Genomic DNA, 24,952 nt, shown 5'->3' with positions numbered 1-24,952 from the left:
ACAAGGCTCGTGCGGCCGGCCGGGCAGGTGAGTGGAACACGATTCGCACCGGCCGCACGACAACACCACTGTTCTCCTTAGAAGGGTCGACTCGATGAACCGCATACTTCTCGCACCCGACAAGTTCAAAGGCTCGCTGACCGCCTCCCAGGTGGCCGCCCGTCTGGGGCGGGGTATACGGCGGGTTGATCCGGACCGGGAGATCACTGAACTCCCGGTGGCCGACGGCGGTGACGGCACTGTGGACGCCGCCGTGGCCGCCGGGTTCGACCGTAGGGAACACACCGTGACCGGCCCTCTGGGCGATCCGGTCACCGCCACCGTCGCCGTTCGCGGCACCACGGCCGTGATCGAAATGGCCCAGGCCTCCGGTCTGGCCCGCAGCCGGGAGCCGTACCGCCCAATGGAAGCGACCAGCCGTGGTACCGGAGAGCTACTCCGACTCGTCCGCGATGCAGGTGCCACGGACATCATTCTCGGAGTCGGCGGCAGCGCCTGCACCGACGGAGGTGCGGGACTCATCCATGCTCTGGGAGTGAAACTCCATGACGAAGAGGGGAAGGACATCGGCCTCGGTGGGGGAGAACTCCACCGAATTGCGTCCATTGACGCCACAAGCACGGTCGCCGAATGGAAGAACGTCTCGATCACCCTGGCCTCCGACGTCACCAACCCACTGCTCGGGCCCACCGGCGCCGCGACCGTCTTCGGGCCGCAGAAGGGCGCCGACGACAGTGCCATCGTCGCTCTGGAAGCAGGACTACGACATTACGCCCGCAAGGTCGCCGAATACCTGGGAGTCGACCTGTCCGACCGCAAGGGAACCGGGGCGGCCGGAGGAGTCGGCTTCGCCGCCCAAACGTTCCTGGGAGCCCGGGCCGTATCCGGAATCGACCTTCTCCTCGACCTCGTCGGCTTCACCTCTCGCCTCCCGGGAACCGGCCTGGTCATTACCGGAGAAGGACGCCTCGACGACCAGACCCTGCACGGGAAAGCCCCCATGGGCGTGGCCCAAGCGGCCCGTGCCTCCAACGTCCCCGTGTACGCCGTCTGCGGCATTAACGACCTCGACGCCGCAGAGGCCGAAAAAGCGGGACTCGAAGCCGTCTTCCCTCTAACGGAATTGGAACCGGACCCGGACCGCTCCATCGCCACGGCCGGACCGCTTCTCGAACGCCTGGGAGAAAACATAGCCACGTACCTGATTGAAAAGGAAAAACCATGAGACACGATCTCGTCGTGCGTTCACAACGCACCGTCTTTCCCAACCAGGAGAGACCCGCCGCGGTGACCGTCGACGACGGCGTCATCACCTCTATAACAGGCTATGACACCGAACTGTCGGCCCACCACGACGTTGACTACGGCGAACTATGCCTGCTGCCCGGTCTGGTCGACACACACGTACACGTCAACGAACCCGGACGGACACACTGGGAAGGCTACCGAACAGCCACCCGCGCCGCCGTCGCCGGAGGCGTCACCACCATCCTCGACATGCCCCTCAACTCACTGCCTCCCACCATCAACCCCGACGCACTGCGACTCAAACACCGTACCGCGCCGGGACAGATCCACACCGACACCGGATTCTGGGGCGGCATCGTCCCACACAACCTCGGTCGCCTGGCCGCCCTGCACGACAAGGGCGTATACGGGTTCAAATGCTTCACCTCCCACTCCGGAGTCGACGAATTCCCCGCCCTGTCCACCGAGCAACTACGTGACGGTCTCCAAGAAGCAGCCGCTCTTGACGCCCTGGTCATCGTCCACGCCGAAGACCCCCACATCCTGGACAACGCTCCCACAGCGAACACCGACTTCACCGGGTTCATCGCCTCCCGGCCCGTCTCAGCCGAAACCGCCGCCGTCGAACGGGTCATCGCCTTGGGGAAAGAGACCGGCGCTCGTCTCCACATCCTGCACGTCTCCGCCGCTGCTACCGCCGACCTCATTGTTGCGGCGCGCGAATCGGGCGTTGACGTCACCGCAGAAACCTGTCCGCACTACCTGTGCGTCAACGCCGAAAAGGTCCCCGACGCCGCCACCCGATTCAAATGCTGCCCACCCATCCGCGACGAAAGGAATCGCGACGGGCTATGGCAGGCATTGGCCGACGGCGGTATCGACTGCGTCGTCTCCGACCATTCACCCTGCCCACCCGAGCTCAAAGACGGCGACTTCGCGGACGCCTGGGGCGGAATCTCATCGCTCCAAACCGGACTGAGCGTAGTCTGGACCCATGCGCGTCAGCGCGGTATTCCGCTCTCCCGCATCGTCCAGTGGATGTGCCACGCCCCGGCCCGCATCGCGGGGCTGCAGTCGAAGGGGCGACTCGATCGCGGTGCCGATGCGGACTTCGCCGTCTTCGACCCCGATTATGAGTGGACGGTCGACGCACCTCGACTTCATCACCGCCATCCCGTCAGCCCCTACCACGGCGACTCCCTGACCGGCTACGTCACTGCGACGTGGCTGCGTGGACGTCTGGTCGGGGGCCGGCCACACGGTCGACTACTGTCCAAGGAGGACTGATATGTTCACTCAACGTCCCGATCTCGCCTCCCGAGCACTCGGCGGCTCGGTCATGTACGCCAACGACGAGTCGTTCGCCGACAAGGAATGCCTCATTCGCGTCTCCGAACCGGAATTTACCCCCGAAAACTTCGGCAGCAAAGGCCAAATCTACGACGGCTGGGAAACTCGGCGCCGCCGGGAACCCGGTTTCGACTTCGCCGTCATCCGCCTCGGCGTTCCCGGAACCGTTACAGGCATCGTCATCGACACGGCCCACTTCAAAGGCAACTACCCGCCCGAATGTTCCGTCGAAGGCGTTTACCTCGACGGCCACCCCTCGATCGACGAACTGCTCGAAGCCGAATGGAAACCTCTCCTCGCACATGCTCCTATCAAAGGCCACACCAAGAACGAATTCGAAATAGAATCCGAACAGCGCGTCAGCCACCTACGCCTGATCATGCACCCCGACGGGGGAATAGCACGACTACGTGCCCACGGCGAACCCCAACCCTCCCTGAAAGACTTCGCCGACCTGCCCCTCGACCTCGCCGCCATCACCAACGGCGGTCGGTGCCTGGAATCGTCCAACACCTTCTACTCCAACGCCAACAACACACTCCTTCCCGGACACGCCAACCACCAGGCCGACGGCTGGGAGACCGGACGCCGTCGCGGACCGGGTAACGACTGGATGCGACTGAAACTGGCCGGACGCGGCACCGTCGACATCGTCGAGATCGACACGACCCACATGAAGTTCAACGCGCCCGGAGGAATCCGGCTACGAGGATTCGACGCTGACAGTGGCAGATCCATAGACGACGACTCCGCGTGGTTCGACATGCTGCCGCGCACCCGAGTCCAACCCGACGGACTACACCGATTCCGCGTTCGGCACCTTCCGCCGGCAACCCACGCGCAGCTGGACATCTATCCCGACGGAGGCATCGCCCGCCTGCGCCTGACGGGAACGCTGACCGAAGCGGCTCAAGCAGCGGTGTACTAGGGAAACCTCCAAGTACAACGACGGGGGTCAGAATCGATGCTCGTTACTTAGGGCGGAAACGATTCCGGGCCCCTGCGCCAAGGTGTGCACCGCGGCTGCGTCTTGTTCGCCAGCCGCGGTGCACACCTTGGCGATAGAACAGACCACGACCGGACGAAGCGACTGAGGTCATTCCTCAAGGTTGACTCGAATAATCCGATCATCAGTGTCGGAAGGATCGCCCCGGCCGTCCGTATTGTTAGTGACCATCCACAATGATCCGTCGTTCCCGACGATGACATCCCGGATGCGACCGTAGTCACCGACAAAATGTTCAGTCACGGTGGTCGGATCACTCAGCGGAACCTCGAACAGTCTCTCCCCACGCAAGTTCGCGATATAGACCGCACCTTCATAAACCTCGATTCCGCTGGGACTCGCCTCGGCAGGCCTCCACTGCTGCACAGGGTCAATGAAACCATCGCGATCAGCGACACCCTCAACCTCAGGCCAGCCATAGTTTCCACCCGCCTCGATCACATTGAGCTCGTCCCACGTGTCCTGCCCAAACTCGCTCGAATACAAAGTGCCGTCGTCCGCCCAAGCGATACCCTGCGGATTACGGTGCCCAAAGCTGAAGACAAGAGAATCCGCGAACGGATTATCATCCGGAACCCCGCCGCTCGGCGTCATTCGCAGAATCTTGCCCGCCAGCGAATCCAAATCCTGTGCGTTGCCGGTATTCCCCGCATCTCCGGTCGTTACGTACAGCATTCCATCAGGGCCAATAGCAATTCGACCACCGTTATGATGACCGGCAGCGGGAATCCCGTCAACAACCGTCTCGGACGCACCGAACTCCAGCGATCCAGGCTCCCCCGACAGTTCACGACGCTCGATACGATTCTCATCATCAGCCGTGAAATACGTAAACAGGTAGCCGTCCGCAACGGCAAGGCCCAGCAGACCGCCCTCCCCATTCGGAACAGCGGCGTCAATCGTCCCGATCGACCGGGCCTCTCCCTCATCGTCAAGCTCCAGAATGCGGGTACTGTCGCGCTCGCTGACAAGGAGAGTTTCATTGTAGAAAGCAATCGACCAGGGAACATCGAGATTGTCGGAGACGACCTCGGTCCGTTCTTGTGGCGTTGTCGACGGTGTCGGTTCCGGTGACGGTGTGGCGTTCTCCTCGTTGTCCGGTTCGGACGTGCATGCGGTGAACATCGTGACGGCGAGTGCGGTGACGAGTAGTCCGCTGCGTTGTCGACGAGTCTGTTGCGGTGGTGCGATATTCATGAAGAACCAAGCCCTACTATGACGCACAATTCATTGTGTTGCTTATGGATGTTCGGATGGATCCAGCGCTCACGACGCCGTCCCTGGTAGCAACGTTAGCGAATCGGGAGAACCGTCGTGTTGTTTGATCGGAGGTTCGTAGTGCGCAGGGCCCTGGCTTTAGCCGTGGGGTAAGCACATCAATGACCGCGATGTCAGGCCCCAACGATAAGGTGGTGTGCATGTTGACCGGTCGCCGTTTTCGTCTCAAGCTCACCCCCGAACAGGCCCAAGCGTGCACCGAGTACGGAAACGTCTGCCGGGCGGTGTGGAATGCCGCGCTGGATCAGCGCCGGGAGGCGCGTCGCAAAGGAGCATGGGCGAACTACGTTCCACAAGCCCGCCAACTGGCCGAAGCGAAACGCGAACCCGGACTAGAATGGCTGAAAGTCGCGCCGTCGCACCTCCTCCAGCAAACGCTTCGTGATCTCGACCGGGCGTGCCGGGAGCATGGGACGTTTACCGTCCGGTGGAGAGTGAAGCACCGGTGGTCTCCGTCGTTTCGGTTTCCTGACCCGAAACCCATGGCCGTGGAGCGGATCAACCGGAAATGGGGGAGAGTGAAGCTCCCCAAACTCGGGTGGGCCACCTACCGATCTACCCGCCCACTGGGAGGCGTGATCAAGTCCGCCACGGTCTCGTTCAAGGCGGGCTGGTGGTGGATATCGTTTCTTGTGGACGACGACCAAGCCACGCCTGAACAGCACGCCAACCCTGGTGCGGCGGTCGGGATCGATCGGGGTGTCGCCTATGCGGCGGTCACGTCGGACGGCCGGTTCCACGATCGCGCGTTCGTCACGCCCGGCGAGGTGAAGCGGTATAAGCGCCTCCAGCAACAGCTGGCCCGGCAGAGGAGGGGCTCGGCGTCGTGGGGCCGGACGTTGATACGGCTGCGGCGTCTGTCCTGCCGGGTCACCGATCGGCGCGGCGACTTCACCGCGCAGGTGGCGCACCGGATCGCGTCCGACAATGCCGTGGTGGTGCTGGAAGACCTCAAGACTAAGAACATGACTGCGCGTGCGAGTGAGCGGAATGTCAAGGCGAAAGCCGGACTCAACCGGGCCATCCTCGACAAAGGCTGGCACCGGCTCGAACTCGCGCTGGCCTCGAAGGCCCGGTACACCGGAACCAAGCTGGTCACGATCCATCCTGCGTACACGTCACAGACCTGTCATGCCTGCGGGTACTGTGCGGCGGACAACCGCGATAGCCAAGCGAGTTTCTGCTGCACAGCCTGCGGGCATCGGGCGAATGCGGACGTGAACGCGGCGAGAAACATCCTTAAGGCCGCAGGGCTTGCGGTCTCAGCCTGTGGAGACGGAAACATGAGTCAGTCTGTGAAGCAGGAACCAGCACACCCGCGAGGGCTCGTGCGCCAACCGGTCTCACCGGTTGGAATCCCCCGGCCTTAGCCGTGGGGAGGAGGTCAATGCGTTGCATTACGCCCCGCTGGAAGCCTGGTACGGCCAATGCGCTATATTGGTTCCGGTCGCCATGGTGGCCATTGGCTGATTTCCGGGAGTTTTCCCTGGAAAATGCCGGTGCGGGTTATAGCTCAGCTTGGTAGAGCACTACACTGGGGGTGTAGGGGTCTTCGGTTCAAATCCGGATAACCCGACCAATGGGAACTTCTTTCGACACTGGCCGTACGGGTCGATCCTCTTCCTGCCCGGTTCTGTATGCTTTAGCACTCCAATGTTGGACGTGCTTTTGTAGGGTCGTGATAAGGAATCGACCTGAGGAGTTTGTCTTGATGCGTTTCTCTGGCTTGGCAATCGGTCTAGCGGCGGTACTTACGATGGGAAGTTGCAAAAGTCCGGATGCGAATAGTACAGGGGAAATATCATACCCTGATCAAATGGCCGTCGCAGCCGACGACAGGGATACGTTGATTCACGCGGAACAGGTGTCGTGCGGAATTATCGATGCTGAAGCTGATGCGTCGCATCTTGAAGGAGGCGCCACATTCCTTGACCTTTTGGTCGACTCGGGTGATCCTGCCGCCTGTCTACTGGCTGATACGCAACAAGAGGTCCAGATTGACGAAGACGGTAGCCCAACCATTCCGCGTGAGGCTGACGAATTTCTTTACATCGCCTTTGAAATCGACGGTCTTGAGGGAAATATCGCGAAGCCGCCGTTCGATCTGGTCTTTGAGGACGAGGGACAGTGGGGATCGGTAGGCTTTGATTTGCTGCATGAACCGGCGTGGTCGTTTGGTCAGATATTGAATTCAGTGCATGCTGACCCCAACGTCGCCGCAGAACTACGGCTGTTCGAGCGGCAGGCTAATGTCGAGTCATCCTGGGGGCACCTAGTGGCTGTCCCGATGGAAGAAGGCCCCGAGTTCGTTTATATGTTGCCGTTGTATCTGGAAATCGACAAGCAGATCGTTCTGAGGAGTGTGGTACTTTTCCACGATGGAGAGGTACTCATTGATTCGGACATAGATCTGTCTAACTTGAAAGAGTGTGGGAGGCTCCAGACACCTTGCTGATAGACAGGATTTACTGGAGAATCACGTGGGCCATACCGATCAACCGAGGCACGGCCGTACACCTTCCGGTGAAAGCCGACCAGCCCGTTCCTGCCCTTTCAACTCTACCTCCCATGCCTCCTCCGGTATGAATTCCGCAAGCTACTCGCGCTGTTGATCGGCTACCAACCGGATGACCCGCTGGCCTTTCAATTCCACTGGCTCCACTGACGACGCCAATACCGAACCTAGACTGGGAGAGGGGTGATACCGGGCGAAGACCTCCGTCCTCTTGGCCGCGCAGGACTACCCATCCAACCTTCCCCAGCCCGGGCCCGCCCTGGTCGACGAGCCGCAACGAAAGTTAGTTGCGCTCACCACGCCATATTGCTCTTGCGGCGCAGAGTATAGTGGACTCATGATGTTCAACGAATCGAGTCTTACAATTTCATGACGACGGCAGGCGAGCGCAGTGCGCTCGACTCCGATTTCGTTCCCGTCTATCAGCGTATCCGTAACCTCCTTGCTCGACATCCCGATGGCCTCTTGCCTACATCTGCAGTAAAAGCGATCTGTGATTCCATGTCGCGGCCACGCGGTGAGGAAACCGATCACCGATTGCCGTCGATGACAGATGTACGGAAGTTCGAGTCGCGTAGGCAACAGCGCCGGGCTGTCAGAACGGCCTTGGTGGACGTGATTCAATCTGCAAGCGCCGCTACGGACATTGATCTCAAGTGGCTTAGTGAGCGTTTGCGGCGCAGTAAACTCAATTTGAGGTGCATGCCCTATGTCGAGGTAACTGATCTCGTAGCGTCCGCCGACCAAATTCGGGCTATAGCGCTTCATCTACTGCAAGAGGGTATTACTCATGCGGAGGTATTTGTTGGCCTCAACCTAATGCGGGACACGGCACAACCGGAGGATGCGCGCCTGCTACGTGAGTTGGCATTGCTAGGTCGTTCCTATGCGAATAATGCATCCGAAGCGCTTCAACGACTTCCATCGTCCGCATCTCACTTGTTCTGGGACGCCCTCCGTGTACCGCAGGAGCGCAGAGAAGTTTTTGTATCGGGACTTGCCAATGCGAACGAAGGAGAACTTGAATCCCTGCTTGAAACACTGTCAACGGTCGAGTCTGCGAAGTTGGTTCGCATGTTCGCTTCACTGCCGCAGATGCCACCTCGATTCAAAGGCAACACGCGATTCGCTGCGATCCTACGGACGGCGGCTGAACACCGCTCCATGTTCCGTGGTAGTCCCTCCTCTCTTATTCTTGCCGCGGAGCTGTGGGACGACGTCCGCTATGCGAGGACCGCGCTACTGGGTTTTGGGCCAGGAGAACGCGAAGCGACAGCAGCTGGGTTTCGGTCGGTACTGACCGATCCTGAAACTCATATGGTAGTGGAACAAGCGATAAGTCTGTATCCACAAAGTTCTGACTTGATCTGGCTGCTTCGACAGATTTATCGGGCTATAGACGAAGGTGATGAACAGCTGCCTTCCGGAATCGCGCTGCGATGTATCGTCCCCGCTCCCAGCAGCGGAGCCGGTGTTCGGACGCATATATTGACCGATGGTGTTCCTTTGGTGGAACGTTTCTTCGATCGAGGTGAATCCGCCTCCCCCGAGCGCTTGCTACATAAGGGTATGGGGCTGCGGTCTATAGACAGCGCTCGCGAGGTGTTGTTGAGTGATGGCGTTTGTGTGGAGGAATGCTGCGGGGCGTTGCGGGCTCGCATTCAGCGTCACGAAGGTGCGGGACGAGTGACATGGGACGTTTGGCATACGGACCGATCAGATGAGATATTCAAGTTTAGTTTTGACGCTATAGATTATGACCAGGAGGTTGCCAGGGCCACAGGTGACTTTGACTGGGAATGGCCTGCCAAGCGTGCTGCCAGGCTACTGCGTGAGAGAATTTCGGATGAACCCGAGCTGTTTTCTCGCTGGGGATGTCGTTTTGGCGGGGCTACTTCACGGAACAGCGACCGCTCGATACTTCGACTGTGGTTTTTCTATCCTAACGAACCGTCAGGGACTGAAGATTGGCGGTGGCTACAATTCGAATACACGGACACGGTATCCGATTCGTTTTGGGTTGACCATACTTCAGTTATGGCCACTGTGGAGCAAATCGTGTCAACACTGCGCAGAACTGACCCGAAATCGGCAGCGAAAGTGTGTGGGGGTTCCCAACGATACGCCGAGGCTCTTGGCTATTCATGGCCCCCATCTCAACATAGCGAACCATGACCGAATATAGGAGATACCTAGGCTGCTCCGGTGGGTTTATATGTAGGTCCACCAGCGTCAGAGATTGGTGCGAGTAAACACATACAGTGTATAGAGAGGTTCCAGGAAGTGGTATTCCATAATGTTACTGCTAAAACTGCTGCTATAGAAATATCGACAATATTTCCAAGTTTGGAGGGGGAGTGAAACCGGAACCAAATTCATCCAAGCGTGTGATTCTTCTCGGAATCGACGGGGTTGGGAAGACAAGCCAGGCGACCGCATTGGCTGAGCGACTGCGCCAAGAGGGGTCCAAGGTCGAGCTGTACACACGACCAGGTCTAAGTTATCTACCGGAAGCCGATGCGATAACTCCGGACAATCGCTATGACCTGGCTCAACGTGTGACGCAGGGAATCAGTGCGAGCGCTTCCAATGACGTCGACTGGTGGGTTGCCGATCGATACTCGCTCAGCCATATTGCCTTGGATTCGATGCAGGACCGCCCTGATCCAGACGGACTACGGGACTGCTACCGCTCGCTGCCGACTCCGGATCTTGTCGTGTGGCTCGAAGCCTCTATTGAGGAATGTCTTGCCCGACAGGTGCAGCGCGGCGGTGACGTAGATTCGCGGGCGTATTTGGAGGGCTTGCGGGATGGTTTCTGGTCCTTGCCTGAATCCAACTCTTTCGAGGTTATCGACGCGGAGAGGGCGTTTGACACTGTGCGGGAAGACATTTGGTCAGCCGTTTCAAGGCTTGATCCTGCTGCCGCGAGCCACCCGACATTCCACGGTCAACGTCACTAAGTGGCGAAAACCGGGATTGCGGCCGGAGTCTCATGGTTCGAGTCAGCATGCGACTCCAAGCGTCGTTTAAGGGAGGCAGTAGGTCGGTGTTCAGGTCATTGTCGGTCGATCACCGAACAGTGGGGCGAATCCGTTGAGCAGGCCGTTGATACTGAATTCCAGGGCCTCTTCGCCGGTGACTTCCCAGGTGCTGTCATCAGTCAGGCGGCTGACTCGGCTGTAGTGCCCCGACTCCCAAACCATGGTCAGATAGGGCACATTGATGTCCCACCATTGCTGTTCGGTTGACTGAGCCGATTTGTCGCCATAGGGGTCTTCCGGCATGTAGGCGCGGGCGATGGATTCGGCGAGTCCGACCACGGCGGTGATGACCATCATCCGTTGCCGCTCCGGTATGTCGTGGTCGTCGAATGCGGCGAGCGCGAAGTCGAAACTTGTCATGGTGCGTGGCCCGAACACCGGTCGGTGTTGCACGATGTCGAGTAGCCACGGGTGTCGGCGATATTGAGCCAAGGTGTGGCGGGCCAATATTTCCAGAACGTCACGCCAGTTCATGGTGGAAGTATCGGGTAGTTCGTCGCCTTCGGTATCGATGTGATCGACGAGGAGGTCGATGAGTTCAGGTTTTCCGGGGACGTGGCGATAGAGGCTCATGGTTCCGACGTTGAGTTCGGTAGCGATGGCCCGCATGGAGAGTGCGTCGATTCCGCCGTCGTCGGCAATCCTCACGGCTGCTTGGAGGATGTCGTCGATGGTGAAGCGGGGATTGGGGCCGCGCCGCTTCGGAGTGTCGGTCCATTCTCTCCACAGTAGTTCGAGTGTCTTACGGGGATCTCCGGTACCTGTCCTGTTCATCGCTTGCAATGATACCCATTTTATTGCGTTGACAACTGCGTTCGGTGTACGCTAATATTTTTAGGTACAACGTACGCAGTTATTTCAGGAGGTTCGGTTATGCCGACCACCATTGCCGCGTCGGGGCTGCGTAAGCAGTATTCCGGTAAAACGGCCCTTGACGATCTGGATCTCGACGTTGAGTCGGGTTCGGTGCATGGACTACTAGGGCCCAATGGGGCTGGGAAAACCACGACGGTGCGCATTCTTTCCACGCTATTGCGATTCGATGCGGGGAGTGCGCGTGTCGCCGGATTCGACGTGACGACGCAGGAGCGACAAGTCAGGGCGTCGATCGGGCTCGCCGGTCAAGAGACCACTCTCGACGACGTGTTGACCGCCCGGCAGAATCTGGTCTATTTCGGAAAGCTCTACCACCTGCCGAAACCCGAGGCTCGTAGCCGAGCGGAGGAACTACTACATCAATTCGATCTGTCCGAGGTGGCCGACGCATCGCCGAAGACGTTCAGCGGTGGCATGCGTCGTCGCCTCGATCTGGCGGCCTCTATGATCCGTGCGCCGAAGGTCCTCTTCCTGGACGAACCGACCACCGGGCTGGACCCGGGAGGTCGGCGCGACGTGTGGTCGGCCGTCGAAAATCTCGCTCACGGTGGAACGACGGTCTTGCTCACTACGCATTATCTCGACGAGGCCGACAGGTTGTGCGATCAGGTATCCGTGGTGGACAACGGCCGTAAGGTCGCGGAGGATTCTCCCACCGCCTTGAAACGGGCGATCGGGGGTGAACGGCTTGAGGTGGTGGCTACCGATCCGGATGATCTGCCGATATTGAGCGACATCATAACCACGCACACCGGTCAATTCGTCCAGATCGACGAGGAAAGACTTCGCCTGTCGAGTGGATCGAACAATCCCATCCGCAGTTTGACCGCCGTGGCGGGCGATATCCGCGAGAAGAATGTGGATGTCGCGGACTTCGGTTTGCGGCGCGCCACTTTGGACGAAGCATTCCTCACTCTGACCGGCGACCGATCCGCCGGCAACGCCACGTAACCTGGGAAGGACATCTACAATGACGATAATAAATGAAACCGCTACTGAGCGATTGATATGGACTCTGCGTGATTACCGAACGCTCGTAGGGCAGGAACTGCTGCACCACGCCCGGCAGCCGGCCAACATCGCCTGGCAGGTGGGAACCCCGGTAGTCATGGTCCTGCTGTTCGTCTACGTTTTCGGGTCGGCAATGGACGTCACCGGTCAGGGCGCCGGAGTGGACTACGTTGACTATGCCATGCCCGGAATGTTTGCCATGACTATGGTTTTCGGTCTGATGAACACCGCTGTGGCAGTTGCCCACGCTAAGGAAAAGGGATTCATCGATCGTGTCAGAGCCATGCCGATGGCGTCGAGTGCGGTCGTGGTTGGACGCGGACTCGGCGATACCGTGTCGGCGATGTTGGACCTCACGGTGTTGGCCTGTATCGCGTTGCTGATCGGTTGGCGTTCGGACGGGGGACCGCCGGCTACTCTGGCGGCGTTCGGGCTCCTGTTGTTGCTGCGTTTCAGCCTGATTTGGGTGGGAGTCTGGCTGGGGCTGTGTCTAAAGAACACCGAAAGCGCGGGAAACCTGTTCGCGGTGGTGTTCCCCGTCGCGATGATTTCGAGCGTATTCACTCCGCCCCACCTGATGCCGTCCTGGTTGGGAACGATCTCGGCGTGGAATCCGGTTTCGTCGACCGCCACCGCGATCAGGGAGCTGTTCGGCAACCCCGTGTCGGCGGGCGGCAGTTGGCCGGAAACGCACGCGGTGGCCGCCGCGATCATGTTTCCGATGGTGATTACGGCGTTGTTTCTCCCTCTTGCGGTACGTAGATTCACTGCTTTGAAACACTGATCGCCGGGTTGGAATTCGAGAAACGGAGTGCCCCACGGGCCCACATTCGTAGCAACGAGTCAACGACGTCGATGCGCGGTGACCACGATGTCGTTGACCGTAACATCGTGGTCGTGGTGTACGGCCGTGCGGCTCCGAGTTTCGGCGGTGACGACGGTCCACTGCGATGGTTCGAACAGCGCGGCGATCGCCTCCGGAGTTGAAAAGGCCTCCGGTGCGGAGGTGTCGTATACGTGTGAATGCCGTTCGGCGGAATCGTGTCCGGTGATGACCAGAGTTCCACCTGGAACCACCGCACGCGCCAGCTTGAGGTACATGTCCGAAGGCGAACCGGCGGGGTGAACGAAATTCGACGTGACTAGGTCGAAGGACGCTTCCGAGGGCGTCCACTCCGTCAGGTCGGCCTGCCGCCATTCGATTCGGTGCGACACATTTGCAGGCAACTCCTCGGCACGCCGGCGAGCTCGGTCCAATGCGGTGGGAGAAAGGTCGACGGCGGTGACGTACCATCCGTTCTCGGCCAACCACATGGCTTCAGTGCCGTCGCCGCAGCCGGCGTCGAGGGCCCGGCCCGGCGGCAGCTCGGAGGTTTCGCCTGCCAGGTGTGGATTCGGTGGTTTCCGAGTATCGGCGAAGCGCGAACTCCGGTGACGTTCTTCCCAATAATCGCGATCGAACTCGGCCATGAGGCTCCTCGTTGAATGGAGATTCGCCCGGTTTCGGCGACATGCGCCGTGGACCCGGGCGACCGTCGGATGTGACCTCATTATTCTAACGGTTGGAGTGGTGAGGAAGAGCCACCTTCTCCATTAGGTCCGTCTTAGGGAGTCACCGTTATGCCTTCGGCGCGCATCTCGTTGACCGCTTCGCGGTCTCCCTTGGGATGCGCGTGAACGAATGCGCTGGCCTCCAGAGGTACCGTGACGTCGTAGCCGAGGCGGCGTGCGTCCCGAGCGGTGGCGGATACGCAGACGTCCGCAGCGAAACCGACCACGGTGACCGCCGTGACGCTATCGCCTCGCAGATGCGCGGCGAGTGGACCGAGGCCACCGGTCCCCGGAACGGCGGTCGTATCGTTGGAAGCGGGCGACAGGACGAAACCGGAAAAGCCGCCGTGGCGTCCCGGGCCCTTCGGCACCTCCACCCCGTCGAAACGAACGTCGGGATGAATTTCGGTATCACCGTTCGGATCACCGGGCGGCAGTGCGGTCGGCTCGATATCGCGGGTGTAGTACACAGGGTCGTCACGGTCTCGGGTAGCGGTGACGAAACGGTTGACCGCTTCGACGACTTCATCGGCCCCTTCGACGGCCAGCCCCGCCGTCGGATTGATGAAGGCGTTTTGCATGTCCACCACAATGAGTGCGTTACGTAGGGGAGACTCCATCGATTCTTTCTACAACGTTGGGTTCAAGGTAATGCCATCCTGGCGCGGGAAAGACGAAATGGCAACCGCAATGGCCGGTTCGCTTCCGTTGCAATGTTCTCCGTGTGAATCTATAGCGGTAGACACCGGGACTGTTGCCCTTTTCGCTAGGCGCACGGTGCGCGTAGTTTGTCTGCACATTGGTATGAGTTAATTCAAGGAATAAGGCGGGCCGTCATAAGGCCGTGTAATAGTTAGACGGTGACCAAAACACTAAGCGACACCCCGGAAACACCCACAAAAGATGCGAAGCTGACGCGAACGTTCGCGTATGTCGCGGTTGCCTTGGTGGTGACCAGCTGGTCGTCGGCCTTCGTTTTCACCCGATATCTCCGTCTGGAATTCGACCCCGTATCTATTGCCATGTGGCGCAATCTCATTGCCGCCGTCATTCTCATCGGTATCAGTTTGGTGGCCGCCCGCTGGAACGCGGCGGTGCGAAGGGACCCGGTGCTTCCCCGCGGGCGGCAGTGGATCTACGTCGTATTGTGCGGCATCGGCTGGTTTTTCGTCTATCACGTTGCGTTGAACTACGGGGTTCATTTCATCGACGCGGGTACGGCGTCGATTCTGATTAATATCGGCCCCTTGTTCATCATTTCGTTCGCGGTCCTGATCTATGGCGAGACGGCAAGCCGAAACCTCGTTGTAGGTGTGTCCATGGCGTTCGTCGGCGTCATGCTTATCGGATTCTCCTCGGATTCAAGTACCGAGGTCAGCTGGGTGGGAGTGGCTTTGTGTACTGCTGCCGCCGGACTGTACGCGTTCGGTGCTCTCACTCAAAAGCCGCTTCTGCGGCACGCTTCCGCACTGCGCGTCACCATCTGGACCGCTACGGCGGGGTCGTTGGCCGCCGTTCCCTTTACCGTTGCGGTGGCCGATTATTCGGAGGTGAGTGCCTCCGGCTGGTGGATGCTTGTTTATCTCGGGGTGATTCCGACGGCGGTCGGGTTTGTCGCCTGGGCCTATGCCGTTAACCAGATCGGTGCCAGTGTGGCGGGAAGTTTCACCTATCTCATTCCACCGTTGGCCATCGCGATGGGCTGGATCTTTCTCGGAGAGTTCCCCGCAATGCTCGCTCTCATCGGTAGTGGAGTATGCCTGTTGGGCGTTATCGTGGCGAAATACGATCCGAAGCCGAAACGTGAGGATTCCCCGGTCGAGGTGGCCAAGCGCTTATCGATCGTCGATGGCCGACGCTGCGGATGGGGCAGCATTGCCCCATCCGCAGCGGATCGATTTGACGGTGTTACGTCCAGCCGCCTCCGACAAAGGTGGTGCATCCTCGGGCGAAGTACCAGCCCGATTTGGTGCTTCGCCAGCCCATGTTGTCGCTGTAGACACAGGAGCTGTAGCTACCTCCGCCGACGTCTCCGCAGTAGCCGTGGATTCTGAATCCCTTGCTCACTCGCAGTTCAATGTTCGCCCACGTGTAAGGGCGAGAGCGAATGTTCAGGTTGTTGGAGATGACCTCGAAGGTGCATTTGGTGGCTTGAGTCGCGGCATCGTCCTCCGCCACGATTGACTCTGCCGTGTTGGTGGAGTTGGCAGGAGCTGCCGAAGCAGCGGTAGTCGTCGCTCCCAAGGCGATAATGCTCAATAGCGTTGCCAAAGCGAGTGTTATCCGGTTTCTCACGAATTCTCCTATCTTATTGGCGTGCAGGGCGATCCTGCATATATATGAGCATGGCACACGTTATGCTGTTTGTAACGATATAATTACGTCAAGTCGGGTATTGTACTAAATAATGAAAATAGATATGTCGAATCTAGAGTAGAAAGTATCGTGACTAAATCGGTGAGTGGAGGTGTTCCGGTATTTCGGAGCTTTTTCGTATAGGCGCATATGACCAGTGGATTCGTCCGAATGAGGTAGGACTGAAGAGCAGGAGTGCGCGGGGCGTTTTGGCGCACCGTCATTGAGGTGGCTCTGCGATGGAACGCCGTGTCCCGACCGGGCAGGTTCGCTCGCGAAGCTGCAATCCGGACCGGGCACGCCATGGTGACCGGTATTCAAGTATCGCTTGATGATGGCGGTGCGTTTCGACCGCACAATCGACACTCCGGCTAACCTCTTCGGAGCCTCGGAACACCTCGACGCATGACCGATTTCAGGACGGGTTCGACAGTTCGAATCCCAGTTCACGGGCGAAGGTGCCTGCGGCGGCGACGGCCTGGTCGGGGCTGATACGCGCCCCACGGAGGCGATTGATCCCCACGATGCCGTCCAAGGGACTGCGGCGCAGGTCGACACCGCGGGCCGAGGTTATCCGGTTGAAATCCGTCGCATCGAATTCGCACTCGACGAATGCGACGCGGGAGATGTCGCCGACGAATGTGGCCTCACGAAAACGGCAGCGTTCGAATACCACCGGTCCCTTGGTCTTAGTAAAGGACAGGCCCGCATAATCGAGTCGGCATTCGTGAAAACGCAGGTCTTCGGCGACGTCGCAGTGCAGATTCCAGCCGATGGTTTGGCAGCCGTTCAAAGCGACGCGACGGGCGACGACATTCGACCACTGCGCGTTGGCGAAAATCGATTTGGTCAGCGCGACGTCGACCAACTCCATGGGGCGCACCGTGCTGTCGGTAAAGTCCGTGGAATCGACACGGCTGAATCGCAGCGAGCCGCCCCCTTGGTACTGAGAGCAGTCCTGATCGACAATCCGGACCTCGTCGAAGTCACTCTCAGGTTCAAATTCGACCTCACGGAGGTTGTGATCGTCGATGGCCGGCGGCCGGGGTACCTGAGATCGACGGCGCTGTGTCATGTCCATATCCTCCTTGGACGGCGAAAATCCTGAGCTTAACAGTCAGCTGTGACGTCGGAGCGGTTGACGCTGCCGTATGCTGAGGAAACAGTGATCTCGGGAAGGGGACGACAGTGCTCACCGTGCGATTGGTCCGAGGAGACATCGCGGCGTACAGTGCCGACGCCATCGTCAATGCCGCCAATTCCAGTCTTCTGGGTGGCGGTGGAGTGGATGGAGCCATACATTCCGCCGGTGGCCCCGAAATCATGGCCGAATGTCGACGCCTGCGTGAGGAGCGTTTCCCGAAGGGATTGCCGTCCGGGCAGGCGGTAGCGACGACCGCTGGTCGACTGCCGGCGCAATGGGTCATTCACACCGTGGGCCCGGTTTATTCGCCCCAGGACGATCGCAGCGATGTCCTGGCGTCCTCCTACCGGGAGTCGCTCCGCGTCGCCGATGACCTCGGTGCGCGTAGTGTTGCTTTTCCCGCGATATCTGCTGGAGCGTTCAGCTGGCCGATCGAGTCCGCCGCGCGGACCGCGCTGGAAACGGTCGTTCAAGCCGATACACAGGTTACAGAGGTAACGTTCGTGCTCTACGATCAGGCCGCCTATCGCGCATTTCAGCGCCAAGCACAGCGACTCGGTGTGACGGTGGAATAGGTTCCACGGGCGCTCTGCCACACAGCGCGGCCCGCTCGGTTGCCGCCTTGGACGCATTGTCGCTCGATCCGCGTGCAGACTCCGCCATGACATTTATTCCCATCATTACTTGACTCACCTCACGAAATAGAGGAAGATAGATCTTTAGATAAGATAATTGTCTTTACTGTTAAGGGGGAGCGGTGCGAAAGACATTGTCACGACGCGCAGGTGCCGTGCTGGCGGCGGTTATCATGACCGCCGCGCTCGGTCTGACGGCTTCTGGCGCGACCGCACAGACGGTACTGGACGAATGCGGTTCGGCCTGGGAATCGACCGCCGTCTACCACGGTGGCGACCAAGTCAGCCACAACGGGCGTCAATACGAAGCGAAATGGTGGACACAAGGAGAAGAACCCGGGACGACGGGCGAATGGGGCGTGTGGCTGGATCTCGGGTCCTGTTCCGATGAACCGGACGACCCCGACGACCCCGATGATCCGGGTGACCCCGGTGAACCGCCGGGGGACCACTACAACATCGGCTACTTCACCGAATGGGGAGTATACGACCGCAACTATCACGCCAAGAACATCGTCGACTCGGGTTCGGCCGAAAAACTGACCCACATTGTCTACGCCTTCGGGAACGTACAGGGCGGCCAATGCACCATGGGCGACAATTACGCCGCTACCCAGCGCACCTATAGTGCGGCGGAGTCGGTCGACGGTGAAGGCGACAACTGGAACGATCCACTACGCGGCAACTTCAATCAACTGCTGAAACTGAAGGAGATGTATCCGCACCTGGAGATCCTCTGGTCCTTCGGCGGATGGACCTGGTCGGACGGCTTCGGTCAAGCCGCGCAGAACCCCCAGGCCTTCGCGGACGCCTGCTACGACCTGGTCCATGATTCCCAATGGTCCGGCCTGTTCGACGGAATCGACATCGACTGGGAATACCCGAACGCCTGCGGCAAGACCTGCGATTCATCCGGTCCAAACGCGTTCGGCGACCTGATGTCGGCGCTACGTAATCGATTCGGCTCCGACGAGCTGGTTACGGCCGCCGTCACTGCCGACGCGACCGAGGGCGGCAAGATCGACGCCACCGACTACGGGGCGGCGGCACAATACGTGGACTTCTACATGGTCATGACCTACGACTACTTCGGGGCCTGGAACGACGACGTCGCTCCTCACTCTCCACTCCAGGCGTACCCCGACGTCCCGATCGGCGAGTTCAACGCCAGCGCCAGCATCGCCAAATACAAGTCACTGGGAGTCCCGGCCGACAAACTCTTGCTGGGGATCGGCTTCTACGGGCGCGGGTGGAATGCCACCCAAGCCGGGGAAGGCGAAGGGAACGGGCCCGCTCCCGGCACGTACGAACAGGGGATCGAGGACTACAAAGTCATCAGCGAACGATGCCCGACCACCGGGCAGATGGGAGGAACCGCGTTCGCCCAATGCGGCAATGAGTGGTGGGGCTACGACACCCCCGAAACCATAGCCGACAAAATGGATTACCTGCATTCGGAATCACTCGCGGGAGCGTTCTTCTGGGAATTGTCGGGAGACACCGCTTCAGGTGAACTGATCACCGCCATCCACGACAATCTGCAAGCCTAATGACCACGGGGCGACATCACACCGGTGTCGCCCCACCAACGCCGTGGCGTTCCGTCACGACCGTTCCGCCGAAGGCATCAGGCGATCGTCCAACGCAACGGTTACCGGAACTCCGGCCCTTTCGTCCGTGCCGAGCCGTCCGTACAAGTCAACGTCATAACGTTGCCCGCCATAGCTCAGTTTTCCGCGTTGGCGGCCTTCGAAGGCGAATCCCGCCTTCCGCGCGACCGATCCCGAGGTCGGATTATTGACCCGATGCCCCAATTCCAGACGTTCGATCGCTGCCCGGTCGTGTAGCCAAGGCACCACGGCGGCCAGAGCCGCTCCGGCAACGCCCCGGGAACGTGCCGCCGGAACCGTCCAATACGACACCCAACCGCACGAATGATCATCGACCGGAACGCAGGCGACGTTACCCAGAACCGTATCGTCCCGGTCGACCACGCAGAAGAAATAGCCGCCGTCGCGGCGCGAATATCGACTGTGCGCGGTGGCGAGCCAATGAGTCGCGCTCTCCTCAATCGTTCCGCGCCGCTGAAACTGCGAGGTCATGAGAGGATCGGCGAAGGCGTCGATTACGGCGTCACGATCCTCACGGCTCCACCGCCGAAGGGTGAACACGATCAGCGCCCCCTCTCGGCGACGGTGATGATTTCAGGGCTCGACGACGACATCGGGGACAGATCCCAATCGCCGTACCGGTGCACCACCTTAAGTCCGGCCGAGCGGAGGCGGTCGTCCAATTCCTCCACGGTGACGAACCGCAGCGTCTGACGCATGATCACCGGCTCCTCCCATTGCGCGGAGGAGTTCACCGTCGTGGTCGATATCCAGCGTTCGTCGGTGATCGGATCCACCGTGTAATCGCAGTCGACCACCGCACCATCCGATGTCGTCACCGTCGTGGAATACCGTTCGGCCCACCGCTCCCAGGCCCGATCGGCAGGATTGCGGGTCTCAAAGACGAACCGTCCGCCAGGCGACAGGAAGGTCGCGACCGCCCCCAACGTAGCGGCGATATCGGTATCGCTCAGCAGGTATTGAAAGGCGTGACCGGTCATGAAGACGAGATCGAACTCGTCGCGCCACGCGAAATCCGGAGCGTATCCCTCGTACCATTCGATGTCAGGGCGACGCCGCGCTCGCCGGAGCATGGACTCGGCGGGGTCGATACCGACGAGCCGTCCGGAGAACCCTCGGTCACGCGCGGCGTGGAGCATCCGGCCCGTGCCGCACCCGATGTCCAGCACCCGTTCGGAGTTCATAATCGCGTCGAGATAGTAGTCGTCTTCGCGAGCCCAGCGGAATTCGAGGTCGTACAGCTCGGCAATAGCGTCGTCGTTAAAAGGTTGATGCACGCTCACATTGTCGAACGCGGGTGCGGCTTGGGCAAATCGTTTTTACCGCTAAGCGTCCTGCCGAGGACGGGTGGAGAGATTGTCGTGCAGTTGCTTGCTGGGAGCGTTGAACCCGATGATGTCCACGTCCTTTCCCCGCCGCCGATACTTGTCGGTGACGGCGTCCAGCGCGGCGACGGCCGAGGCGTCCCACACGTGTGCTTCGGTAAGATCGACGATCACCGTTTCCGCAGCACACTGGTAGTCGAACGACTCGATCAACTGGTTGGTCGACGCGAAGAACAACTCCCCGCTGACGGCGTAGAACTCCGTACATCCGTCGGGGTCGGTGACCGAGGTGACGTTGACGACCTTGGCGGCCTTACGGGCGAAGATGATCATGGCGACGATGACTCCGACCCCGACGCCGATGGCCAGATTGTGTGTGGTGACCGTGGCGACGACCGTGGAGGCCATGGTGACCGTTTCACTGATCGGCAGGCGCTTCAATGTTGACGGCCGTACGGAGTGCCAGTCGAAGGTGATCGCCGCGACGAACACCATGATGGCCACCAGGACGGCCATGGGGATATGTCCGACGACGTCGCCCAGAGCGACCACCAGGATGAGCAGAAAGATTCCCGCCGAGAAGGTCGACAGGCGGGAACGAGCCCCGGATTTGACGTTCATGACCGTCTGGCCGATCGCCGCGCAGGAGGCGAACCCGCCGAAAATACCCACCATGATGTTGCCGGCACCCTGACCGGCGGCTTCGCGGGTCTTATTGGATTCGGTGTCGGTCATGTCGTCGACCAGCCCCGCCGCCATCAACGATTCGAGGAGACCGACGATGGCCAGCCCGACGGCGTAAGGGGCGATGATCCGGACGGTGTCCAGTGTGAAGGGCACGTCGGGAAGGGCGACCCAGGGCAGCCCGTCGGGCAGATTCCCCATGGAACCGACGGTGGGAACCGAAACGGTGAACACGACCGTCACGGTCGTGAGGACCACGATGGCGACCAGCGGAGCGGGGATGACCTTGGTGAGGTACGGGAAGAGAACGATGATGCCGAGCGCCGCGGCGGCCAGTGCCCACACCGGCCACGGTTGGCCGATCAGATACGGCATCTGAGAGAGGAAGATGAGAATGGCCAGGGCATTGGTGAAACCCGTGAAGACGCTGCGCGGGATGTAGCGCATCAGCTTGGTGACCCCGGTGGTCGCCAGGAGTATTTGGACGACCCCGGCGGCAATGGTCGCGGCCATGACATACCCGGCCCCGTACGTGTGGCCGAGCGGCGCCAGGATGAGGGCCATGGCGGCGGTCGCGATCGACACCATGGCCGGGCGTCCCCCGAACGCGGCTATCGAACAGGCCATGACCGCCGAGGCGAACAGGCCGACGCTGGGATCGACACCGACCACGATCGAAAACGCGATCGAGGTCGGAATCATCGACAAAGCGACCAACAACCCGGCGAGCAGTTCGATGCGGAGAAAGGCGAAGCTTGGTTTGGGCAGCGCAAACCGCTTCAAGCGCGCGAGAATCGTCAATTCAAGTCCAAATGAGAACAGGAGGGCGTACCTCGGGAACGGATAACGCTAAATGAATCGACCGCCCATGCTACGGGCAGATTTTCGCCTGTCTAAACCGTAAGTGTCGACCGACACAATTGTCGTATACCACAGTTTTGGTAAGACTCTCACGTATTGCATGCATACCGCGTTTTCCGCTGTGGAGCAGGAGGTATGCTGCCCTATCCGGTGCGATGACGGCTCCGCAGCCCCTCAGAACGATGCACCGACCGGGGCGGCGGAATAAGCCGGTCCCCAGTCCGTGTCCGGATTCGTATTACGGACGCCAGGCGTCTCTTTCCCGTAGGGCTATCCGTTCCGACCACTTGGTCATCGACGCGGCAATGACCAGATTCAAGGCCACCAGGATGGCGGTGAAGTAGTACGGCACCACGGTCCCGCCATGGGTCTGCATGGGTATCGATGCCAGATTCGCGACCGCAATCCCACCGATCAGTGCCACAGAGATCGGAATTCCGACCGCCAGGCGCGAATAACTGCGATACACGCGGCGATCACCGGTCATCACCGACAACGGTGCCAATTGCCGCCCGGTTTCTCGGAATGAGTGACCAAAGGCCGTCAACACCGCAAGTGACATGATGAGCACGCCAATCGCGCCAAGTCCCGTCAACCACCGAGACTGCTCCAGAGTCGGGATCGCACCAAGCTTGGCGTTCTGCACGGGGTGGGACACCTGGGCGCCCCCGGGGAGGACCGAAAACGCCCTGGTTACTTTGGAGTCCTTGAGAGCGTCGCCGTTGGTACTGTATACGAAAATGTTTGGGTAGTATTCGCCAAGTCCCGTTTCTTCGAGATCGGCGATACGTACCGATCCCAGTGTGGAATGGAATTCGAGCTGATCGGACAAAGCGGCTGCCAGTTCTCTATTGGGTAGGGAATCCAGAAATCCGTCCATCCCTTGGTTTCCCAGGTCCTCCTGGCAGGTTACGATGTCGCAGTCCATGAATATCTCAACGTCCCTAGGAACCTCAGGGTTTGGGGTATCGTCTCCGGTGATGTGCAGAAGGGCGATATCCGTCGATTCCGGGAGCTTCTCTCTGATGCCTGCTAGATCGCCATGAGTCTTGAGGTCCGCTCCGTAAACGGTCATGGTCGTCAGGGATGCGTTGTCCAACCACTTCCGCGCTTCCATACCGGAGTCGGCCAACAGCCCTGCATAGGTGCCCAACATAACGGTGAGAAACCCGCTCATGGCCACCACTGCGAGCGGACGGCCGAAGCTCTTGGGGCGAAACCGTATCCGTCGAAAAACGATGGTTCGGGACGGGTCGCGGTCATGGGCCCCGCTCCGCAGAGCTCGTCGAGCGACCAGTGCACAAGTGGCGGTGACGGCCAACGGCAGAAGCACTATCAGCGCAAGTGTGGTGCCCCAGACGGAGGTGTAGTACTGCGCACCTCCGCGGAAGTATTCCGGAGCAATGACCGAGAAAATGAGAGCCGCGGCGAACAAGCCGACCCACAACAGTCCAAATCGGACCCGTTGTCTCACATCGGGTCGCGTCCGCTTGTTTCGACCCGACATACGAGAATACGAACCTGTCGTAGCAATCCACGTGGCCGCCATCATCCCGGCCACCACAGCGCCGACGAGTATCAATGCCGATGTCCGCACATCCTTGGCGAATACCCAGTACTCGACGTACGGCAGCCGAACGTCTGTCGTCAGGAACATTGCAAGGAGCCCTGACACGAGGGTGGCTCCGATGGCCAGCGGCACCGCTGATTCCGCAATGGAAACCATAACGTGGTCACTGCGTTTGGCGCCCAAAGTAGATAGGACGGCCATCCGTTTGCCTCGGGGCCCGTCACCCACCCGTGCTGCGACTACGGTCAACCAGGTGGCCGGTATAAGCACCGCAACGACGATGACAACGGGAATCAGGGAAGGGTAGAAGTCCTGACCGATCAGGCTACCGTGCGGCGACCATTCAATTGCATGTGGAGGAGCGGAGTCTTCGGTTGTCAAGGGGACTGCTTCGACCGATGGACGAAACTCGTCCCCGACGTAGACGAGGAGTTCACCGCGATCGGCCAATCCGGCGGGCGCGATCAGACCGGTGAAGCGTCCATAGCGATCCGCGACCGAATGATCCATCTCGTGCAATGCGGGTGAAAGGTATACGTCGCCGTCCCTTATCCTGTCGGGGATTCCTGGCGGTGCGGGGGAGGACTCGGAGAGCTGATCCAGATAGACGACTTGATACGATCGGCTGTCGTTTAGCGAATCGGACTTGGCCGTAACGTTGGTTACCTCGGAATCGGGAGTTGATTCATCGGTGAAGTAAAGCCCGACTCCGGATATGCGGTCCTGTCGCAAGGTATTGAGGCTCAGGGAGGCCGCCAGTGTGACCGCTCCGGCGATAAGAATCGTTACACCAACGGTCAACGTCACTGCGCGCAAACGGCGTGAGGGCGAATTGGCGGCAATGCCTCGTCCCACCCGCCACATGGTC

21 protein-coding genes and 1 tRNA gene are annotated in these 24,952 nt (G+C 60.0%); 13 read left to right on the top strand and 9 right to left on the bottom strand.

The features are described from left to right. The first annotated feature begins 94 nt into the window (after positions 1–94). The 3 genes from HALAL_RS0114680 to alc are packed head-to-tail and all read left to right on the top strand — an operon-like array spanning position 95 to position 3,526. Positions 95–1,225 carry a glycerate kinase gene (locus tag HALAL_RS0114680; RefSeq protein ID WP_025274724.1) on the top strand — a complete coding sequence of 377 codons (1,131 nt, stop codon included), beginning with the start codon at positions 95–97 and terminating at the stop codon, positions 1,223–1,225. Further along, positions 1,222–2,535 (top strand): allantoinase AllB, encoded by a 1,314-nt coding sequence (allB, locus tag HALAL_RS0114675; RefSeq protein ID WP_025274723.1) that lies wholly within the window; start codon positions 1,222–1,224, stop codon positions 2,533–2,535. The genes HALAL_RS0114680 and allB overlap by 4 nt, the downstream gene beginning before the upstream one ends. Before the next feature lies 1 nt (position 2,536). Continuing rightward, the gene (alc, locus tag HALAL_RS0114670) at positions 2,537–3,526 is read left to right on the top strand and encodes an allantoicase (protein WP_025274722.1); all 990 of its coding nucleotides are present in this window, start codon (positions 2,537–2,539) and stop codon (positions 3,524–3,526) included. A 168-nt stretch (positions 3,527–3,694) separates the two neighbouring features. Here the strand turns inward: alc and HALAL_RS0114665 are convergent, their stop codons facing one another. Further along, on the bottom strand, positions 3,695–4,801 hold the full coding sequence (locus HALAL_RS0114665) for a PQQ-dependent sugar dehydrogenase (protein ID WP_025274721.1): 1,107 nt from the start codon (positions 4,799–4,801) through the stop codon (positions 3,695–3,697). Between the two features lie 221 nt (positions 4,802–5,022). On the opposite strand from HALAL_RS0114665, the gene HALAL_RS0114660 reads away from it, so the two are divergent. From HALAL_RS0114660 to HALAL_RS17845, 5 genes are all read left to right on the top strand, one after another. Then, a complete protein-coding gene (locus tag HALAL_RS0114660; protein ID WP_025274720.1) occupies positions 5,023–6,252 on the top strand; it encodes an RNA-guided endonuclease InsQ/TnpB family protein in 1,230 nt (409 codons plus the stop codon). 132 nt (positions 6,253–6,384) lie between these two features. After that, a tRNA-Pro gene (locus tag HALAL_RS0114655) sits at positions 6,385–6,461 on the top strand. A gap of 237 nt (positions 6,462–6,698) precedes the next feature. Further along, the gene (locus tag HALAL_RS0114650; protein WP_156937766.1) at positions 6,699–7,337 is read left to right on the top strand and encodes a hypothetical protein; all 639 of its coding nucleotides are present in this window, start codon (positions 6,699–6,701) and stop codon (positions 7,335–7,337) included. Positions 7,338–7,766: 429 nt separating this feature from the next. Continuing rightward, positions 7,767–9,572 (top strand): hypothetical protein, encoded by a 1,806-nt coding sequence (locus HALAL_RS0114645; RefSeq protein ID WP_156937765.1) that lies wholly within the window; start codon positions 7,767–7,769, stop codon positions 9,570–9,572. Between the two features lie 182 nt (positions 9,573–9,754). Continuing rightward, entirely contained in the window at positions 9,755–10,360 is a 606-nt protein-coding gene (locus HALAL_RS17845; RefSeq protein ID WP_051463001.1) for a dTMP kinase, read from the top strand. Positions 10,361–10,450: 90 nt separating this feature from the next. On the opposite strand, the gene HALAL_RS0114635 is transcribed toward HALAL_RS17845, so the two are convergent. Beyond that, entirely contained in the window at positions 10,451–11,215 is a 765-nt protein-coding gene (locus HALAL_RS0114635; RefSeq protein WP_025274716.1) for a TetR/AcrR family transcriptional regulator, read from the bottom strand. 99 nt (positions 11,216–11,314) lie between these two features. On the opposite strand from HALAL_RS0114635, the gene HALAL_RS0114630 reads away from it, so the two are divergent. Together HALAL_RS0114630 and HALAL_RS0114625 are read left to right on the top strand one after the other, a co-directional pair. After that, a complete protein-coding gene (locus HALAL_RS0114630; protein ID WP_025274715.1) occupies positions 11,315–12,268 on the top strand; it encodes a daunorubicin resistance protein DrrA family ABC transporter ATP-binding protein in 954 nt (317 codons plus the stop codon). A 19-nt stretch (positions 12,269–12,287) separates the two neighbouring features. Beyond that, complete coding sequence (locus HALAL_RS0114625; protein WP_025274714.1) at positions 12,288–13,112, top strand: ABC transporter permease; 825 nt, start codon at positions 12,288–12,290, stop codon at positions 13,110–13,112. Positions 13,113–13,171: 59 nt separating this feature from the next. On the opposite strand, the gene HALAL_RS0114620 is transcribed toward HALAL_RS0114625, so the two are convergent. Then, positions 13,172–13,798, bottom strand: coding sequence for a class I SAM-dependent methyltransferase (locus tag HALAL_RS0114620; RefSeq protein ID WP_025274713.1), 627 nt, complete (start codon positions 13,796–13,798; stop codon positions 13,172–13,174). Between the two features lie 134 nt (positions 13,799–13,932). Beyond that, entirely contained in the window at positions 13,933–14,499 is a 567-nt protein-coding gene (locus HALAL_RS0114615; protein ID WP_025274712.1) for a cysteine hydrolase family protein, read from the bottom strand. A 240-nt stretch (positions 14,500–14,739) separates the two neighbouring features. Here HALAL_RS0114615 and HALAL_RS0114610 point away from each other — a divergent pair, with 240 nt between their 5' ends. Continuing rightward, positions 14,740–15,933, top strand: coding sequence for a DMT family transporter (locus HALAL_RS0114610; RefSeq protein ID WP_025274711.1), 1,194 nt, complete (start codon positions 14,740–14,742; stop codon positions 15,931–15,933). 716 nt (positions 15,934–16,649) lie between these two features. On the opposite strand, the gene HALAL_RS17840 is transcribed toward HALAL_RS0114610, so the two are convergent. Continuing rightward, a complete protein-coding gene (locus HALAL_RS17840) occupies positions 16,650–17,309 on the bottom strand; it encodes a pentapeptide repeat-containing protein (RefSeq protein ID WP_156937763.1) in 660 nt (219 codons plus the stop codon). 113 nt (positions 17,310–17,422) lie between these two features. Here HALAL_RS17840 and HALAL_RS0114600 point away from each other — a divergent pair, with 113 nt between their 5' ends. Both HALAL_RS0114600 and HALAL_RS0114595 read left to right on the top strand, forming a co-directional pair. Further along, entirely contained in the window at positions 17,423–17,953 is a 531-nt protein-coding gene (locus HALAL_RS0114600; RefSeq protein WP_025274709.1) for an O-acetyl-ADP-ribose deacetylase, read from the top strand. A 182-nt stretch (positions 17,954–18,135) separates the two neighbouring features. Further along, positions 18,136–19,563: a glycosyl hydrolase family 18 protein gene (locus HALAL_RS0114595; RefSeq protein WP_025274708.1), complete on the top strand. Its 1,428-nt coding sequence runs from the start codon at positions 18,136–18,138 to the stop codon at positions 19,561–19,563. A 54-nt stretch (positions 19,564–19,617) separates the two neighbouring features. On the opposite strand, the gene HALAL_RS0114590 is transcribed toward HALAL_RS0114595, so the two are convergent. From HALAL_RS0114590 to HALAL_RS0114575, 4 genes are all read right to left on the bottom strand, one after another. Continuing rightward, positions 19,618–20,184, bottom strand: coding sequence for a GNAT family N-acetyltransferase (locus tag HALAL_RS0114590; RefSeq protein ID WP_025274707.1), 567 nt, complete (start codon positions 20,182–20,184; stop codon positions 19,618–19,620). 2 nt (positions 20,185–20,186) lie between these two features. Next, positions 20,187–20,921, bottom strand: a complete 735-nt coding sequence (locus HALAL_RS0114585; RefSeq protein ID WP_025274706.1) for a class I SAM-dependent methyltransferase — start codon at positions 20,919–20,921, stop codon at positions 20,187–20,189. 48 nt (positions 20,922–20,969) lie between these two features. Next, positions 20,970–22,454 carry a SulP family inorganic anion transporter gene (locus tag HALAL_RS0114580; RefSeq protein ID WP_051463000.1) on the bottom strand — a complete coding sequence of 495 codons (1,485 nt, stop codon included), beginning with the start codon at positions 22,452–22,454 and terminating at the stop codon, positions 20,970–20,972. A gap of 298 nt (positions 22,455–22,752) precedes the next feature. Further along, entirely contained in the window at positions 22,753–24,939 is a 2,187-nt protein-coding gene (locus tag HALAL_RS0114575; protein WP_156937762.1) for a hypothetical protein, read from the bottom strand. Positions 24,940–24,952: the final 13 nt, after the last annotated feature.

This window comes from Haloglycomyces albus DSM 45210, from assembly GCF_000527155.1.
GTDB classification, from domain to species: domain Bacteria; phylum Actinomycetota; class Actinomycetes; order Mycobacteriales; family Micromonosporaceae; genus Haloglycomyces; species Haloglycomyces albus.
Note: the sequence above shows the minus strand (reverse complement) of the source record. Positions and strands in the feature narration are given on the sequence as shown.

Excerpts from the sequence above, each read along its gene's own strand:
- HALAL_RS0114680 (WP_025274724.1), top strand. The coding sequence starts at position 95 with ATGAACCGCATACTTCTCGCACCCGACAAGTTCAAAGGCTCGCTGACC.
- allB (WP_025274723.1), top strand. The coding sequence starts at position 1,222 with ATGAGACACGATCTCGTCGTGCGTTCACAACGCACCGTCTTTCCCAAC.
- alc (WP_025274722.1), top strand. The coding sequence starts at position 2,537 with ATGTTCACTCAACGTCCCGATCTCGCCTCCCGAGCACTCGGCGGCTCG.
- HALAL_RS0114665 (WP_025274721.1), bottom strand. The coding sequence starts at position 4,801 with ATGAATATCGCACCACCGCAACAGACTCGTCGACAACGCAGCGGACTA.
- HALAL_RS0114660 (WP_025274720.1), top strand. The coding sequence starts at position 5,023 with ATGTTGACCGGTCGCCGTTTTCGTCTCAAGCTCACCCCCGAACAGGCC.
- HALAL_RS0114650 (WP_156937766.1), top strand. The coding sequence starts at position 6,699 with ATGGCCGTCGCAGCCGACGACAGGGATACGTTGATTCACGCGGAACAG.
- HALAL_RS0114645 (WP_156937765.1), top strand. The coding sequence starts at position 7,767 with ATGACGACGGCAGGCGAGCGCAGTGCGCTCGACTCCGATTTCGTTCCC.
- HALAL_RS0114635 (WP_025274716.1), bottom strand. The coding sequence starts at position 11,215 with ATGAACAGGACAGGTACCGGAGATCCCCGTAAGACACTCGAACTACTG.
- HALAL_RS0114630 (WP_025274715.1), top strand. The coding sequence starts at position 11,315 with ATGCCGACCACCATTGCCGCGTCGGGGCTGCGTAAGCAGTATTCCGGT.
- HALAL_RS0114625 (WP_025274714.1), top strand. The coding sequence starts at position 12,288 with ATGACGATAATAAATGAAACCGCTACTGAGCGATTGATATGGACTCTG.
- HALAL_RS0114620 (WP_025274713.1), bottom strand. The coding sequence starts at position 13,798 with ATGGCCGAGTTCGATCGCGATTATTGGGAAGAACGTCACCGGAGTTCG.
- HALAL_RS0114615 (WP_025274712.1), bottom strand. The coding sequence starts at position 14,499 with ATGGAGTCTCCCCTACGTAACGCACTCATTGTGGTGGACATGCAAAAC.
- HALAL_RS17840 (WP_156937763.1), bottom strand. The coding sequence starts at position 17,309 with ATGACACAGCGCCGTCGATCTCAGGTACCCCGGCCGCCGGCCATCGAC.